Consider the following 14,582-nt stretch of genomic DNA (forward strand, 5'->3'; position numbering starts at 1 on the left):
CTCCGCCGCCCTGCGGTGCTGACTCTTGACGCCGAGACCGCGTTGTGGACTATGCCCACTTGGACGATTCTTTGTATTGCAGGGCCAGAGCAAGATCTCCGCGGCTGCGGACCCCCAGCTTGAGATAGATGCGCTGCAGATGGTTGTCGACTGTGCGGACGGAGAGCGTCAGGTGCTGCGAAATGGCTTTGCTGGTCTTCCCAGAGGCAGCCAGCAGAGCGATCTCCTGTTCCCGTTTCGTGAGAGGTTCGACAGCGTCGGCGATGGTGGACAGAAGGGGAGTCCGGGCGCCCTCACACAGGCCGGCGAGGCGCGTCGCGTCAACGGTGGCGGCCGTGACCTTACGGGCGTCTCCCTTTCGTCTCCAAGCGCCGGCTGCTGCGGCCGCCGATTCGGCGGCGAGGAGCTGGGCCCCCATGTGCTCGAGTTCTTCCGAGCACGCCATGAGTCCCTGGGGGTCCTTCTTCGCAAGGGCAGTAACGAACCGTGCCCGTGCAGGAGTGAAGGCGCCGTCGCCCTGGGCAGAAAGAGTGACCAGTCGTTCCTGGACCGCCTTCGGATCACCCAGGCGTGCGATGTCCGTCAGTACCAGTGCTTCGGAGACGACGTGACCGGTGCGCCCGGCCCTGTCTGCAGCGCTGCGCAACAGATACCGCGCACGGCTGAGTTCACCGCGAGCGGCGTGCAGCCATGCCACGCCGAGTGATTCCTCGCCCGTCAGGCCGCCACTTGCCGCGATGGCTTCATATTCGGGGACGAGGGCGGCGGCCGCGTCGATGTCGCCGGTGAGCGCCGCGCACGCCATCAACCCCGACATGTGCAAACGGGTGACCCTGTCCAGGTGGTACGTACGTGCTGTGGCAACTCCTTCGGCATACCAGCGGCGGGCGCTCACTGGGTGCCCGGCCAGCCACTCCGCACGGGCGCTCTCAAAAGCCAGGAACTGGCGGGCCACCGGCGAGTGTGCCGCCTGCAGGCTGTCCGCGGCGCTGAGGCAGATCCGGCGGGCCTGATCGATCTCTCCCATTTCCATGAGCGCCAGCGCGAGTGGTGCGGCCTGCATGGCGGGGTGGGGAAGCAGTTTGCCTTCGCCGACGGCCTCGTGGGCGGCCGTGGCGCGTTCCGACAGAGTCCGGGCTCGCTCGACGCTTCCGACGAACGTCAGGCCGAAAGCCTTCGCACTGATCGTTGCCAGCCAGACGTCCAACGCCTCTACAGGCGGGTCATCAGGCAGGTCATCGAGGATCTGCAGCCCCGGCACCGGCAAGCCGCCCACCGTGAGCATGGCTCCCTCCATGAGGCGGAGCTGCTGAGCGCCAGACCGATCGGACAGTGCAGAGCGGGCTGCGGCGCACACGGCGACGGCCTGAGCCGGGTCGGGGTCGGCCCAGAAGAGATTGGTGGAGCGCGTGGTCGCCGTAATGATCTTTTCATGGTCGTTGCGAGCCTGTGCATCGGCTTCGGCGAGGACAGCTTCGGCGCGTTCGAGCTGGCCAGTGTGCATGAGGGCCCGGCCGAGAAGCACACGGCTCTCCGCCGTGTGCTGATCGGCCTTGATCGCGGTGAGCAGCTCAATGGCTTGCTCGTTGTCGTTGGAATGCATGGCGATGGCCGCAGCCTGCCGGAGCAGGTCGGGCGCGGCGGTGCCGGTGGCCGCCAGCCGCCAGGAGGCGACGTGCAGGGCGTCGTCGCGCCGCCTGAGACCGTGGGATTCAATGCGCTCGGCCTGGCGCAACGCAAGGTCGTAGCGCTGCAGAGCGGGGGTCTCAGCCGCGATGACCTCGCCGTACAGAGGATGCGCCAGCGTGACGGTCACCCGGGACCCCTGGACGGAGATCTCGACTATGCCTGATCGCTCGAGGTGCTCCAGGTCCGTGCGGTCGGCGAGCGCCGCGGCATCAGCGAGAGAGAGCGTGCGGCACAAGGCGAGTGATTCAAGTAGGGGGCGCACGGCCGGCGGTGAGGCAGCGATCCTGCCAGCAATCAGGTCCCTGAGATGCGGAGTGACAGGAAGCCGCTCCTCCGAGGTGTCCCACACTCCGTCGTTGAGAGTGAGCTTCTCCTGGGCTATGGCTCCCAGCACGAGTTCTCTCAGAAACAGAGGGTTTCCGTCGCTGGCGCTGTACAGAGAATGGAGAGCGCGTCGGCTGACCGGGCCCTTGAGAACGCGCTGAAGAAGTTCCTCGACCTGGTCGCGCACCATGTGGTCCAGGTCGGTACGACGAATGTGGTCGCCGCGCTGCAGCAGGCCGTCGACGACGTCACTGGGCTGCTCGCCGGTGCGGGCTGTGCCGATCAGGCAGATCGTGCCGGAATCCAGGAGCTGGCCCAGCAGGGCCGCGGACGAATGGTCGAGCATATGAAGGTCATCCACGAGGACGACGGTGGGACGAGCCGAGTCCGACAAAGCCTGGGCCACGGCGTGGAAGCCCTGGACGGGATCGGTCATATCGACACCGTCGGGAAGGATGTGAGCGATCGCGCCCAAAGGCACCTGGGCCGCAGCCCGGCTGGCCACTGCCGCGGCCGTGTGCCGCTTGCTGGCGGCCGCCAGCCCCAGAAACTCTTCCGTCAGCCGCGTCTTTCCCACCCCGGCCGGTCCGCAGATCAGCCAGCCTCGAACGAGGCCGGCCGCGAGTTCGGTGCGGAAGGACTCTAGGTGCGATTGTCGCCCGACGAGTGGCCATCTGCCTTCCCAGCCCTGCATGACACACCGCCCAGAGGCCGACAGACCTCTCATGCTACGCCTCCGCCTCCGCCTACGGCCCCCGCCCCGGCCCCCTCATTCATCGGCGGCTCGGGCCGGACGGAGAAGTGCACCAAGTCCTGGAGCCAGGAGGCCGACGACCCGCTCGGAGTCCATGGCGGCCATCGGGTTCAGCCTGAGAACGTAACGGCTGAAGATCAGTCCGAGAGTCGTCGTCAGCACGGCCCCCGCTCGTTCTGCGGCGTCGGCTCCGCCGATGCGCTCCGCCAGCCGGGCGGTCAGTTCCCGCTCGACGTACTCGCGGAACGCGCGCATGAGCGCCGGGTCCCGCTGGGCCTGGGTGACCAGCAGTGTCAGCGGGCCGCCGAATTCCGGATCATCCCATACGTCCAGGACGGCCCGGACGATCTGTTCGGGCATCTGCCCGGGATCGCCCTCGAGCACGCGGGCCATCACCTGGCCCGGGCTGATCCCGAGCGCCATCGCCCCACCGAACAGCCCTTGCTTGGAGCCGAAGTGATAGCTGATCAGGGCCGGGTCCACGCCGGCTGCCGAGGCGACGGCTCGCATCGTCGTCGCGTGGTAGCCGTGCCGCAGGAAGGCCGTCTTCGCCGCCGCCAGAATCCTCTCCTTGGCGTCGGAGCCTCCACGCGGACGTCCACGAGATTTATTCATCACCATTGAATATCACAGGGCCCCGGACTCTCGTGCGGCGTGCAGGTGCTCACAAAGCCCAGGTCACGCCCGGGCCGGCGCCCAGCGGGCGCGGCCCGGGCGACGGCCGCGGCGTGTGAGCGCCGCTGCCGCCGCCCTGTCGGGTTCAGCGGGTGATGTCGACGAAGACCATGGGCCGGTCGGCGACGGTGTGGAACGCGGCCTCGTTGCGGCCCCACCAGTGACCGGTCGGCCTGCCGGTGAGGGCGTCGGCCTGGATGAAGATCGTTCCGCGGCCGGCACCGCTCCATTCCTTCGTGGCAAGTCCCGGAGAGCCCTCGACCCGGGTGTCCCGGAACGCCCAGTGCGGCGACGTCTTGCTGGAGTAGGCGACGCCGTGCGGGGCGGAGGTGCTGTCGGAGACCCTGACCGCGTACTCCTGGGTGGCGCTGTTGCCGTCGCGCTCGAACGGTGCCACGGACTGCACGACCATCATGTGCCCGGTAGCGCCGCCGTCCGAGCCGTCCAGGTACTTCACCGCGATGACGGAACCCGCATGCAGGTCGCTGACCCGCTGTGCGGAGGGGCGGTCGACGTGATCGCTCATGTCATCGAGCGCGCCGCCGGCGGACGTGTCGGTGAAGGCGTCGTAGTACTGCTCCGAGGTCGGGCTGCGGAAGCCGATACCGGAGGTGAACCACGCGTCGGTGGCCCAGGAGTATGCGTGTTTCATCGAGGCGGTGAGGAACTGCGCGCACTTGGCCTCGACCTGATAGGAGCTGGGATTCCCGGGCGTGCCCCAGACGACCGTGGCCGTGGCGGAGTCCGCGTGGGCGCCGGCACCGGGGTAGAAGTTCTCCGGGTCCTGTCCCGGCCAGCCCAGTGACGCGAGTTGGTCGATGATCTCGTTCTCGGCGGCCACCAGGGGGGCGCCGTCTTCGATTCCGTCTGCCTGCGCCGCAGTGGGCACGACCGCCAGAACGACGGCTGCCGACACTGCGCACAGGGGGCCTATGAGCTTGTTCATCGTGCTGATCTTCTTCTTTCTGTGAAGCTGTTCTGTCGCGGCGGAGTCGGCCACTGCCTGCAGGGCGGGGGTGGCCGGACGGCACAGCCGGATGTAGTGCAGTGCCGCGGAGGTGGGATCACCCGTCGCGCGGCCGCGGCCAACGGGAACCGGCCGCCCTGCCGTCTCAGCGACCCGCCTCACCGGCAGCGGCCGGAGTCCGGGCTCCCGTGAAGGGCGTTCCAGGTCGGCCGCCTTCCCTCACCGCGAAAACTGCCCGCCTCAGGCACCGCTCCGGTTGCTCGGGCAAGCAGGGTCAGTCAACCGTGAGCCGGGGAAGGGGAGATGAGTAATCCCTGCCCATCCGGGCGGCCGGGGGCAGGCCATACGTCTCGCAGGAGGCGCTGGCCCTGATCTCAGACGTACGGGGCGCCGGGTCGGTCTGAAACGTAGATCGCGTGGTCATGCAGCATGGTTGCGCCGGGTCCGAGGTGGCCGCGGCCGCGCTGTGCCGATCGCGTCCGGCAGCGACGCGCCTGGGAGCTCGCCGCTGATCTGGGACCGTCTCGAAGACGCTCCGGAGCCGGAGCGGGCCGCCGAGCAGCCCCGCGTTTTGCAGACGCATCACGCGGCTACGCACGCAGGAAGGGTCCGCGAGGCTGCAGGAGGAACGCTTCCTGTTCGCGGCCGCACCGCTCCGGCGTGAAGCGGCCGTACACCACCCTCGCCGTCCCTGCTCGATTGCGTGCTGTCGGCACAGAAAATGCGGCCCCACCGTGCAGCCGACACCGGACCCGCCACCCGGATACGCAAGGTGCAACACGCCGCGGACGGCACCCGATGGCGCCCAGACCACCGCCGAAGTACGGGGGGCGGGCAAGCGTGTCAGCGACGAACGGGCGGCCGATCATGCACTGGGAGCGGACGCCTGCGGTTCGAGGATGCTCCGGACGGCGGGCGTGTAGGCGGCGACGATCTCTTCTGGCGTCATGCGTGCCACGGCTGGGATGCGCAGCAGGTAGCGGGTGAGGGCGAGGCCGAGCAGCTGGGCGGAGACCAGCCCGACGTTGTCCTTGGCGGCGGAGCCGAGGGCCGGGGAGACCTGGGCTGCGAAGATCTCCCGCATGCGGCGTGCCGCCTGGTCGTTGGTGACGGCGGAGCGCAGAAGCAGCAGGAGCGCGTCGTCGGCGCCCTCGTGCTCCCAGCGGTGCAGGAAGTGCCGCACGAGGGCTTCGGCCCGTTCCTCTGCCGGGGTGGCGGACAGGTCGGGAAGGCACAGGTCGATGTCGAGGGCGGCGTCGAAGAGCTGGGCTTTGCTGCCGTAGTAGCGCATGACCATGGAGGGGTCGATGCCCGCGTCGGCCGCGACGGCCCGGATCGTCGTGCGCTCGAAGCCCTGAGCGGCAAAGCGCTGGCGGGCGGCGTCGAGAATCGCCGTCCGGGTGCGGTCGGAGCGCCGGGGGCCGGGGGGAGCTTCCGTGTTGTCTGCTGTCATGCCAACAAATGTAGGCCATCGCTCGTTGACTTTCCATTCCCCTGGGTGCGTTAATGTCAACGGAGGTTGGCCAACAGACGTTGGCATTTGGTGTCTTCCGTAGTGCAGCCCGTTGCGGTGCCGGGGCGGCAGCGGTCGGCACCGACCCCCTCACTGCGCGCTCGCGCTTTATGAACTCTGCGCTGCTGCTACGCCGTGGCTCCATGGCGGCCGCATCCGCCGTGGTCCGTCCATCGCACCAGCGCACCTGTCCAGCGGGAAAGGACGCCTCTCATGAACCGAGGCCTCACAGAACAAGGTCACAAAGTGGTGCGTCACGGCGCAGTACTGGCCGTCACATGCCTGGCTCTGGCCACCGTCGTCTCGGCGATGGCATCGCTGAATGTGGCCCTGCCGGGCATCGCCCGTGAGACCCACGCAAGCCAGACGGAGCTGTCGTGGATCATCGACGCCTACAGCCTGGTCTTTGCCGCCCTTCTGCTGCTGGCGGCGACTCTGGGCGACCGGTTCGGCCGGCGCCGGGCCCTGCTGGGCGGCCTCGCTCTGTTCGCGGCCGGATCGGTCGCGGCCGCGTTCTCCTCGGAACCCGGGGTTCTCATCGCCCTGCGAGCGCTGTTGGGGGTGGCGGCTGCTTTTGTCATGCCCGCCACGCTCTCGACCATCACCAGCACCTTTCCCCGCGAACAGAGGGCAAGTGCGGTCAGCATCTGGGCGGCCGTCGCGGGAGCGAGCGCCATACTGGGCCTGCTGACTTCCGGTGCCGTGCTCGAAGCATGGTCCTGGCGATCTGTCTTCTGGGTGAACGTCGTTCTGGCGGTCGTGGCGTTCATCGGCACTTACGTCTTCGTGCCGGAGTCGGCCGAAGCAAAGAAGCAGCGCATCGACACCGTCGGCGCCACGCTCACGGTCGTCGGCCTGGGAATTCTGGTCTACTCGGTCATCCAGGCGCCCGAGCAGGGCTGGGCAAGCACCCGCACCCTGATCGGCATCACGGTGGGATTCCTCGTGCTCGCCGGTTTCGTCGTCTGGGAGCTGCGCCACCCCCACCCTCTGCTGGATCCCCGGCTCTTCCGCAACAAGCCGTTCGCCGCCGGGACTTTGTCGATCACCTTGCAGTTCTTCGCGTTCTTCGGGTTCATCTTCGTCGTCATGCAGTACCTGCAGCTCGTGCGAGGCGACAGCGCGCTGATCGCCGCCCTGAGTGTGCTGCCCATGCCCGCCGCCATGATTCCGAGCGCCCGGCTGTCCCCGAAGCTGGCAGCACGCGTCGGCGCCCGCCGTCCCTGGATCGCAGGGCTGATCGCCGTCGCCGTCGGTCTGAGCGTGCTCGCCGAGCTCGACAAGACGAGCTCCTACTGGCTCATCGTCACGGGGCTCATTCCCCTGGGCGCCGGCATGGGCCTGGCCATGACGCCCGCCACCGCGGCCATCACCGACGCGTTGCCCTCCCGCCTGCAGAACGTGGGCTCGGCGGTGAACGACCTGTCCCGTGAACTGGGCGGCGCCCTGGGAATCGCCGTACTCGGCAGTGCGCTGAACGCCGGCTACCGCAACACTCTCGACACGGAGGGGCTCCCGGCTCACGTGGCAGAGGCAGCTCGCTCATCCCTCGCGGCAGCCAACATCGTCGGCGCCAAGACAGGAAACACCGCCCTGGTCAATCAGGCCCGCGACGCCTTCGCCTCCGGTCTGCACCTCGCTCTCATCACCGGAGCTGGAGCAGCCCTCCTGGGAGCCGCATCGGTCGCCTTCCTTCTGCGGCACTCCCCCAACACCAGTGACGGCGCCGACGGTTTCGACGGCACCGCCACGGAGGGATGACCGGCTCCCGCCCTCCTCCCCCGCGCTGCCTGTGCCCGCCTCGTGCCGGCACAGGCAGCGTGGTGCTCGGCCAAGGCCGTGAGGGCGGGACGGCGCATTGCGGCTTCTGCACGTCGCGGTCCCGTCGCGGCTGACCGCACTGCGCCAGCCGGCGGACGCGCTGCCGGTGTGCCCCGACCCGCGTTCCTTCGCCGAACGGCCCGCACGGGCCGCCTCGACGGCGTGTACGGCGCTTCATCTGAGGGCAAGGGTGGTGTCGCGCAACGCCGTCAGGGCCGGGGCGTACATGCGGGCCTTGATGGTGCCGAGGGTGGCACCCGCCCTGCTTGCCTGTGACCGGGCCAGTGCGATGGCTGCCGTACGCACCTCGTTCTCGGCGACCGCCTGGTCGACGATGCCGGCGGCCACCGCGTCGGCTCCGCCGTAGCGGTGCGCGGTGAGCATGGCCCGGTGCGCGGTGTGCGGGCCCAGCCGTGCCTGGATGAGTGCGGACATGCCAGGGCTGAAGGGGATGTCGATGTCCGCCTCGGGCAGGCACCAGTATCCGCGGTCTGCGCGCATGATGCGGAAGTCGTGCGCGAGGGAGAACATCGCTCCGGCCGCGAAGGCGTGTCCCTGCAGAGCGGCAACGGTGATCACCGGCAGGGACAGCATGCGCGCGAAGAGCTCCTGGACGCGGACGACGTAGCCGGGGTGCTCGTCCAGGTGGGCCAGCAGCCAGTCCAGGTCCAGGCCGTTGGAGTAGAACTTTCCCGTCGCGGTGGTCACCAGAGCGCGCGGGCCGCTCTCTTGCTCGACCTCGTCCAGTGCGGTGGCGACGGAGGCGAGCCAGTCGGGGTGGAAGCGGTTCTCGCCGTCTCCGAGGTCGAGAACGAAAACGTCGTCGTGACGATCGAGCGTGGGCATCTGGCTCCTTCGAGTGAGGCGGGATCGAGTGAGGCGGGATCGAGTGAGGCGGGATCGGGTGTGAGGGGTGAAGTCCGTCGGGGCGCTCTACCGGTTCCCCAGGCGTGCGGCTCGCAGCGAGGCTCGGGCGCGCCTGCTGTCGCGAAGCCCTCGCGGCGCCGGCCTCGCAGCCTGCTCGCCTTCCCGTTCTTCACGGACGTGCCCTCGATCAGCGGCGTGGGTATGGCGCCGGCTGCGGCCGGGAACCTGAGCCGGGTGCCTCAGCGGCCTTCTGCGGCCGGCCTTGGCCTCGGGGACGCCGGCGCAGAGGTGGTCCTCCGCCCAGACGGTCAGGGACGCCAGGGGGATGAGGAGGGCCTTGCCGTGGGCGGAGAGCGCGTAGCGGGAACGTGATGGCGTGTCCGGCGCGGCGGTTCGGGTCACGAGGCCGAGGGTGGTCAGTTCGCGCAGGCGCCGGGTGAGCACGCCTTCGCTGAGGCCGGGGAGGCGCTCGCACACCTGGGCGACGTCGGCCGGACCCCTGGCGAGGGCAGTGATGATCAGCCCGGTCCCGCGTCTGCCCAGCAGGGAGGAGGCCCGGGTGAGGGCCACCAGGGGTTCGGGCAGTTTCACAGAGTGGGGCTGGTGCGGTGGCTGAGGGTGCGGCAGCGTCATGGCCGGTTCCTTCCTGGGACGGGCGCGAGGGCCGCGGGGTGCGGCCCTCGCGCCGTAGGTCGTGGTGGCTGTCGGCCGGTTGGCCGTGGCTACGCGGTCGACTTCGCCGTGTCGCGGTGGGTGCCGCTGTTCGGCGTCTCTTCCTGGTCCGTGCCGGGCTTGCCGGGACGGCGCAGCAGGAGGGTGACGACGACGGCGGCCAGGACGGTGGTGGCGGCGCCGCTGAGGAGGGCGAGGTGCATGCCGGAGGCAAAGGCGTCGCGGGCCTCGTCGATGAGTGTGGGGTTGCTTGTGGCGTGGCCGATGTGGTTGGCGGCGGCGAGGGAGGAGCGGGCTGCTTCCGCGATCGGGGCGGGGAGGCCGCCGGTGTCGAGGGAGTCGCGGTACTGGGCGCTCATGAGGCTGCCGAGGACGGCGATGCCCAGGGCTCCGCCGAGTTCACGTGAGAGGTCGTTCACCGCGGAGCCCACGTTCTGCAGGCGGGGCGGCAGGGCGTCGGTGATGGCGGCGGTGGCCGGCGTCGTGGCCAGGCCCATGCCCGCGCCGAGCGGCAGGAGACCGCCGACGACCAGCCAGTACGAGCTGCCGGCGTCGAGCTGGGCCAGCACGGCCAGGCCGGTGGTGACCAGGACGAGGCCGACGGTCCAGGGGGCTCGGATGCCCCGCCGGGCTACCAGGAGCGGACTGAGGCGGGCACTGGGGATCATCGCCGCGGACATCGGCAGCACGCTCACCGCGGCCATCAGGGCGCTGTCGCCGCGCACGAGCTGGAGGTACTGCATGGTGACGAAGATGAACCCGAAGAACGCGAAGAACTGCAGGGTGGTCGAGATCGAGCCGGCCGCGAACAGCTTGTTGCGGAACAGCCGCGGATCGAGCAGGGGGTGCGGGTGCCGCAGCTCCCAGGCGACGAAGGCGACCAGGACGGCGAGCCCGATGGCTATGCCGGACAGGGTGCGGGTGCTGCCCCAGCCGTGCTCGGGCGCCTCGATGACCGAGTAGACCAGCACGCCCAGCCCCGCCACCGTGAGCACGGCACCGGTCACATCGATGCGCTGCCTGCCCGGCTGCGCGGACTCCGGCACGAAGAGGTAGGTGCCGACGAACGCCACCGCGGCCATCACCGCGTTCAGCCAGAACACCGATCGCCACGACCACGCCTCCAGCAGCAGCCCGGAGGCGAGCAGTCCCAGCGCGGCGCTGGCGCCCGCGACCCCCGCCCAGATGCTGATGGCACGCGCCTGCTGGGCTCGGGGAAACGTGCTGGTGATCGTGGACAGCGTCGCGGGCATGACGAACGCGGCCGCCACACCCAGCACCGCACGCAGGGCGATCAGGACGCCCGGCTCGGTCGTGAAGGTCGCGGCGAGCGACACTCCGCCGAACACCGCGACACCGCCGAGCAGTGCCTTGCGGCGGCCGAAGCGGTCGCCGAGGGTCGCGGCGAACAGCAGGAACGAGGCGAAGATCAGACTGTAGGAGTCGATGATCCACGACAGCTGGGTCTGGTTGGCGTGCGTCTCGCGGGCGACGTCGGGCAACGCCACACTCAGCGAAGCCATCGCCGACACGACGGTCGCCAGGGCGAGACAGGTCACGGCGAGAACGGCACCGGGGCGCAATGTGCGCACCGGCCCGCCTGTCTGGTCCGAAATGATGGCGCCGGTCATGGTGAGCCTCCTTTGGGTGAAACCTGGGTGGAACCTGGTGAGCGGGCGGTGCGCTTGGACCGCCTCGGCAGGGGTCAGCTGGTCACGACGTCGTCGAGGCTGCGGCGCGGGCTCAGGCCCGGCGTGCGCTCGGGGTGACCGATGCGGAAGGACAGCAGGCCGCCCGAGGCGGGGCGGCCGAGCAGGGCGGCCCAGCGCGCGGAGAAGACGTCGGTGCCGCCGGTCGTGTGGTCGCGGTCGATGCGTTCGGTGATCTGGTTCATGTGGTGCAGGCCCAGGCCGAGTGCGGTCGCGGTGAGGTGCATCCGGGCCAGCAGCCGTCCGCCGTCGACCTGGGCGCTCCGGTCGGTGACGTCGTCGACGACGATGACGCCGTAGGCGGCGGCGGTCGCGGTGTGCACCTCGCGGGTGGCCTTGACCCAGTAGGCGTCGCCGTCCTGGCGGGACTGTGCGGGCAGGAGTTTCGCGGCGAACAGGGCCAGGTCGCTGAGGCCCTGAGCGTCGAGGGTGAGTCCGTCGCGGTGCTTGTCGATGCTGCTGCGCGCGCTGCGGAACCAACCGAAGGCCTCCGTCGACTGCGCGGTGTCCGCGGTGATCGCCTCGGTGGCCTCGACGTAGAGCCGTCCCAGCTGCTCACGCGCCGCCTCGTCGGTGATCCACAGCACGCCCGCTCCCTGGATGCGGGAACTCTGCTCGGTGAAACCGTCCAGATCGACGGGCTCCGACGTGTAGGGGCCGCGGTTGGTGTGCCGGTGCGGGATCGCGGCGGCGAGGTCACGGTCCTGTCCGGTGCGGTCCTTCCTGAGCGCGATGCGCGCGACGTGGTCCGAGGCCGGGCCGTGCGGGAAGAGGGTGACCTGCGACGTAGAGCCGGCCGATGCGGCGGCGATCACCATGTTCTCGACGGCGCAGCCGAGGCCGGCGAAGTGTTCGCGGCCACTCGCGTCGTTGATCGGCATCCGCCGGCTGGGGTCGGAGTGGACGTCGATGACATCGCCGTCGACGATCATTCGCCAGGGCTGCGTGTTGTGCGGGTTGCAGGCGAGCACGCCGGCGGCGACCACCCGCTCGATGCCGGTCATCGAGTGCCAGTCGTGCCAGAGGTCGTACGGATCGCCGGATCCGGCGCTGAAGGCGCCGTTGGTGACGGCCCGGACTCCGCCGACGCCCACGCCCAGGGCTGCTACCGAGGCGATGCCGAGGCCGGCCAGCTTCAGCCCGTCCCTGCGGGTCAGGGCTATTTCCGGGTATTCGTCTGTGACGGTGTTCGTGGCCATTGCGTCTCTCCTGTCGCGCGGCCCTGGTCGTGGCAGGAGATTCGCGCGGGACAGGGTGCTCGCGCACCACCCGGCTGCGAGATGTACCCGGGGTGGTGGAGCTGGCAGAATCGCTGTCGGGTTGCGGTGCTGGGCGCCGCAGGTCGGGAGCGTCGTGACGTCGAAGAAACCTACGCGGCCACTACTCACTGTGAAACAGGTGATTCCGCCGGCCCGGGCCGGCGCGGTCCCGCGTGAACGCCTGCAGCGGCAGCTGCGTCTGGCCGAGACCCGGCTGACCGTGGTGGTGGCGCCCGCCGGCTGGGGCAAGACGAGCCTGCTGAGCGGCTGGGCGGCGGATCCCGAGGAGAAGCGCCGCATCGCGTGGGTCTCGCTCGACGAGAGCGACGACGAACCCGTGCGGTTCTGGAGTTATGTCCTCACCGCGCTGCGCGGCGCCGGCGGGGTGATCAGCACAGGTCCGCTTCAGGCGTTGGACGCGGCGGGCGTCCCACCGATCGACCTTGCGCTGCCGATGCTGCTGAACGAGCTGGCCGCGTCCGAGGTGGCGCATGTACTGGTGCTCGACGACTACCACCTGCTCGCCGATCCGCGGATCCACGAGGCGCTCGAGTACCTCACGACGTACCTGCCGGCCTCGTTGCGGGTGGTGATCGCCGCACGTACGGATCCGCCGCTGCCGATCGCGCGGCTGCGGGCCCGCGGGGACCTGACGGAGCTGCGGGCGGCGCAGCTGCGGTTCTCGCCCGGCGAGGCGGCGGCCCTGCTGTCGGCGGTGTCAGGGCACGACCTCGACGGCGCGGCCGCGGCGGACGTATGGGAGCGGACGGAAGGGTGGGCTGCGGGGCTGCAGCTGGCTGCTCTCGCGCTGCGCGCGGACCCGGCGAAGGCGCCCGCCGACGACCGGCATCTGCTGGACTATTTCGCCGCCGAGGTACTGCCCGGTCTGGAGCCCAGGCAGCGTGACCTGCTCGTGCGGGCTGCGCCACTCGAACGGCTCTCGGGTTCGCTGTGTGACGCTGCGCTGCAGGTGACGGGTTCGGCGGGAGTGCTGGCCGATCTGGTCCGGGCGGATCTCTTCGTGGCCGCGCTGGACGACGAACAGCGGTGGTACCGGTGCCATCGTCTGCTGCGGGACGTTCTTGCAGGCGAGACGACGACGGACCCGCAGGAGGTTCTCGGCCATGCCGCGGACTGGTTCGCGGCACAGGACCGGATCGATGACGCCGTACGCCACCTGCTGCGGGCCGGCCGCGATGACGATGCCGCCGAGCTGATGCTGCGCAACGCCGAGACGTGGTTCTTCCCCCATGGGGAGGCTGCCACCTACCTGAAGTTCGGCGAGGAGTTGTCCGGCCGGGTGGTGGGCCCGGCGCTGGCGTTTTCGCTGGCGTACTCGGCGGCGCTCTGCGGCGACCAGACAGGCGTCAACCGCTGGCTGGACGTCTGCGAGGCGAGTGGTACCTCCGCCACCGCCGTCCCCGGCTGGCACGACTTCCGCAGTGCCGTGCTCTGCGTGCGCGCAGGTTTCGGCATGTCGGACGCCGAGTCCGCGCAATCCGTCGTCATCGTGCAGCATGCGCTCGCACTGGAGACCGAGCGCGGCGGTGCCGGACATCCGACCGTGCGCGCGGCGATGGGGGCCATGCTGGCCCGCGACGGCCGCTTCGACGAGGCGGCAACCCTGCTGCTCGGCCTGTGGACGTCGCCACGCGACCGTAAGGCGTGGCCGCCGTCGCTCGTTGTTCAGGGCGCCGGAACGCTGATGATCAGCCTTGTCGAAGCCGGCCGCGGCGAGGAGTGCGATCGGGTCCTGCGTGAGGCCGGCCCGCTCGCCGACACCGTGGAGAGCGACGGACGCGAGGCGAGCACGCCAGGACTGGCGCCGTTGCGCATCGCCCAGGCCAGGCGCAGCTACCAGAACGCCCGCATGGAGGCGGCCGCCGTCCTGCTGCGGCGGGTAGTCCCCCTCGCAGAACTGCACCCGCGGCCGACGGTGCTGTTCCTGGGGCTGGTGTACCTGGCCGACGCCGAACTCGCCTGTGGTGACCGGTCGGCGGCCCGTGCCGCGCTGTCGCGGGCCCGTGAGGTGGTGGACGAGGAGCCGGTGAGCGCCTACGCGAGGCGGCGGCTGGAGGAGAGCGAAGCGCGGCTGGGCCGGGTCGGCGCCCGCACCGCCGTACGCTCGGGTGCTCTTGTGGAGGAGCTCACCGACCGGGAGCTGTCGATCCTGCGGGCCCTGCAGGGGCCGGCGACCCAGCGGGAGATCGGCGCAGAGCTGTTCTTGTCGATCAACACGGTCAAGGCATACAACAAGAGCCTCTACCGCAAGCTCGGCGTCGCGTCCCGGCACGACGCCGTCGCGGCTGCGCGCGATCTTGGCCTGATCTGA

Annotated in this window: 10 protein-coding genes; 2 read left to right on the forward strand and 8 right to left on the reverse strand. The window is 70.0% G+C overall.

Going from position 1 to position 14,582, the window contains the following annotated elements; all coding sequences use genetic code 11:
- Positions 1-49 precede the first annotated feature (49 nt).
- From OHS82_RS02770 to OHS82_RS02785, 4 genes are all read right to left on the reverse strand, one after another.
- Positions 50-2,740, reverse strand: coding sequence for a helix-turn-helix transcriptional regulator (locus OHS82_RS02770; RefSeq protein ID WP_079040960.1), 2,691 nt, complete (start codon positions 2,738-2,740; stop codon positions 50-52).
- Between the two features lie 42 nt (positions 2,741-2,782).
- Positions 2,783-3,382, reverse strand: coding sequence for a TetR/AcrR family transcriptional regulator (locus OHS82_RS02775; RefSeq protein ID WP_057575230.1), 600 nt, complete (start codon positions 3,380-3,382; stop codon positions 2,783-2,785).
- A 145-nt stretch (positions 3,383-3,527) separates the two neighbouring features.
- Positions 3,528-4,388 (reverse strand): hypothetical protein, encoded by an 861-nt coding sequence (locus OHS82_RS02780; RefSeq protein ID WP_157876264.1) that lies wholly within the window; start codon positions 4,386-4,388, stop codon positions 3,528-3,530.
- Between the two features lie 886 nt (positions 4,389-5,274).
- On the reverse strand, positions 5,275-5,862 hold the full coding sequence (locus tag OHS82_RS02785; RefSeq protein WP_057574973.1) for a TetR/AcrR family transcriptional regulator: 588 nt from the start codon (positions 5,860-5,862) through the stop codon (positions 5,275-5,277).
- Between the two features lie 369 nt (positions 5,863-6,231).
- On the opposite strand from OHS82_RS02785, the gene OHS82_RS02790 reads away from it, so the two are divergent.
- Positions 6,232-7,683, forward strand: a complete 1,452-nt coding sequence (locus OHS82_RS02790; protein WP_063894204.1) for an MFS transporter — start codon at positions 6,232-6,234, stop codon at positions 7,681-7,683.
- A gap of 234 nt (positions 7,684-7,917) precedes the next feature.
- Here the strand turns inward: OHS82_RS02790 and OHS82_RS02795 are convergent, their stop codons facing one another.
- The 4 genes from OHS82_RS02795 to OHS82_RS02810 all read right to left on the reverse strand — a co-directional run bounded on the left by OHS82_RS02795 (position 7,918) and on the right by OHS82_RS02810 (position 12,190).
- Entirely contained in the window at positions 7,918-8,589 is a 672-nt protein-coding gene (locus OHS82_RS02795) for an enoyl-CoA hydratase-related protein (protein ID WP_057574971.1), read from the reverse strand.
- An 87-nt stretch (positions 8,590-8,676) separates the two neighbouring features.
- The gene (locus OHS82_RS02800; protein WP_328433188.1) at positions 8,677-9,243 is read right to left on the reverse strand and encodes a winged helix-turn-helix transcriptional regulator; all 567 of its coding nucleotides are present in this window, start codon (positions 9,241-9,243) and stop codon (positions 8,677-8,679) included.
- A gap of 89 nt (positions 9,244-9,332) precedes the next feature.
- On the reverse strand, positions 9,333-10,913 hold the full coding sequence (locus OHS82_RS02805; RefSeq protein WP_328433189.1) for an MFS transporter: 1,581 nt from the start codon (positions 10,911-10,913) through the stop codon (positions 9,333-9,335).
- Between the two features lie 74 nt (positions 10,914-10,987).
- Complete coding sequence (locus OHS82_RS02810; RefSeq protein ID WP_199863675.1) at positions 10,988-12,190, reverse strand: Acg family FMN-binding oxidoreductase; 1,203 nt, start codon at positions 12,188-12,190, stop codon at positions 10,988-10,990.
- Positions 12,191-12,389: 199 nt separating this feature from the next.
- Between OHS82_RS02810 and OHS82_RS02815 the strand changes: the two genes are divergently transcribed.
- Positions 12,390-14,582 carry a helix-turn-helix transcriptional regulator gene (locus tag OHS82_RS02815; RefSeq protein WP_199863674.1) on the forward strand — a complete coding sequence of 731 codons (2,193 nt, stop codon included), beginning with the start codon at positions 12,390-12,392 and terminating at the stop codon, positions 14,580-14,582.

Source organism: Streptomyces sp. NBC_00425, from assembly GCF_036030735.1.
Taxonomy (GTDB): domain Bacteria; phylum Actinomycetota; class Actinomycetes; order Streptomycetales; family Streptomycetaceae; genus Streptomyces.

Coding starts and splice junctions, on each gene's coding strand:
- OHS82_RS02770 (WP_079040960.1), bottom strand. CDS start 2,740: ATGAGAGGTCTGTCGGCCTCTGGGCGGTGTGTCATGCAGGGCTGGGAA.
- OHS82_RS02775 (WP_057575230.1), bottom strand. CDS start 3,382: ATGAATAAATCTCGTGGACGTCCGCGTGGAGGCTCCGACGCCAAGGAG.
- OHS82_RS02780 (WP_157876264.1), bottom strand. CDS start 4,388: ATGAACAAGCTCATAGGCCCCCTGTGCGCAGTGTCGGCAGCCGTCGTT.
- OHS82_RS02785 (WP_057574973.1), bottom strand. CDS start 5,862: ATGACAGCAGACAACACGGAAGCTCCCCCCGGCCCCCGGCGCTCCGAC.
- OHS82_RS02790 (WP_063894204.1), top strand. CDS start 6,232: ATGGCATCGCTGAATGTGGCCCTGCCGGGCATCGCCCGTGAGACCCAC.
- OHS82_RS02795 (WP_057574971.1), bottom strand. CDS start 8,589: ATGCCCACGCTCGATCGTCACGACGACGTTTTCGTTCTCGACCTCGGA.
- OHS82_RS02800 (WP_328433188.1), bottom strand. CDS start 9,243: ATGACGCTGCCGCACCCTCAGCCACCGCACCAGCCCCACTCTGTGAAA.
- OHS82_RS02805 (WP_328433189.1), bottom strand. CDS start 10,913: ATGACCGGCGCCATCATTTCGGACCAGACAGGCGGGCCGGTGCGCACA.
- OHS82_RS02810 (WP_199863675.1), bottom strand. CDS start 12,190: ATGGCCACGAACACCGTCACAGACGAATACCCGGAAATAGCCCTGACC.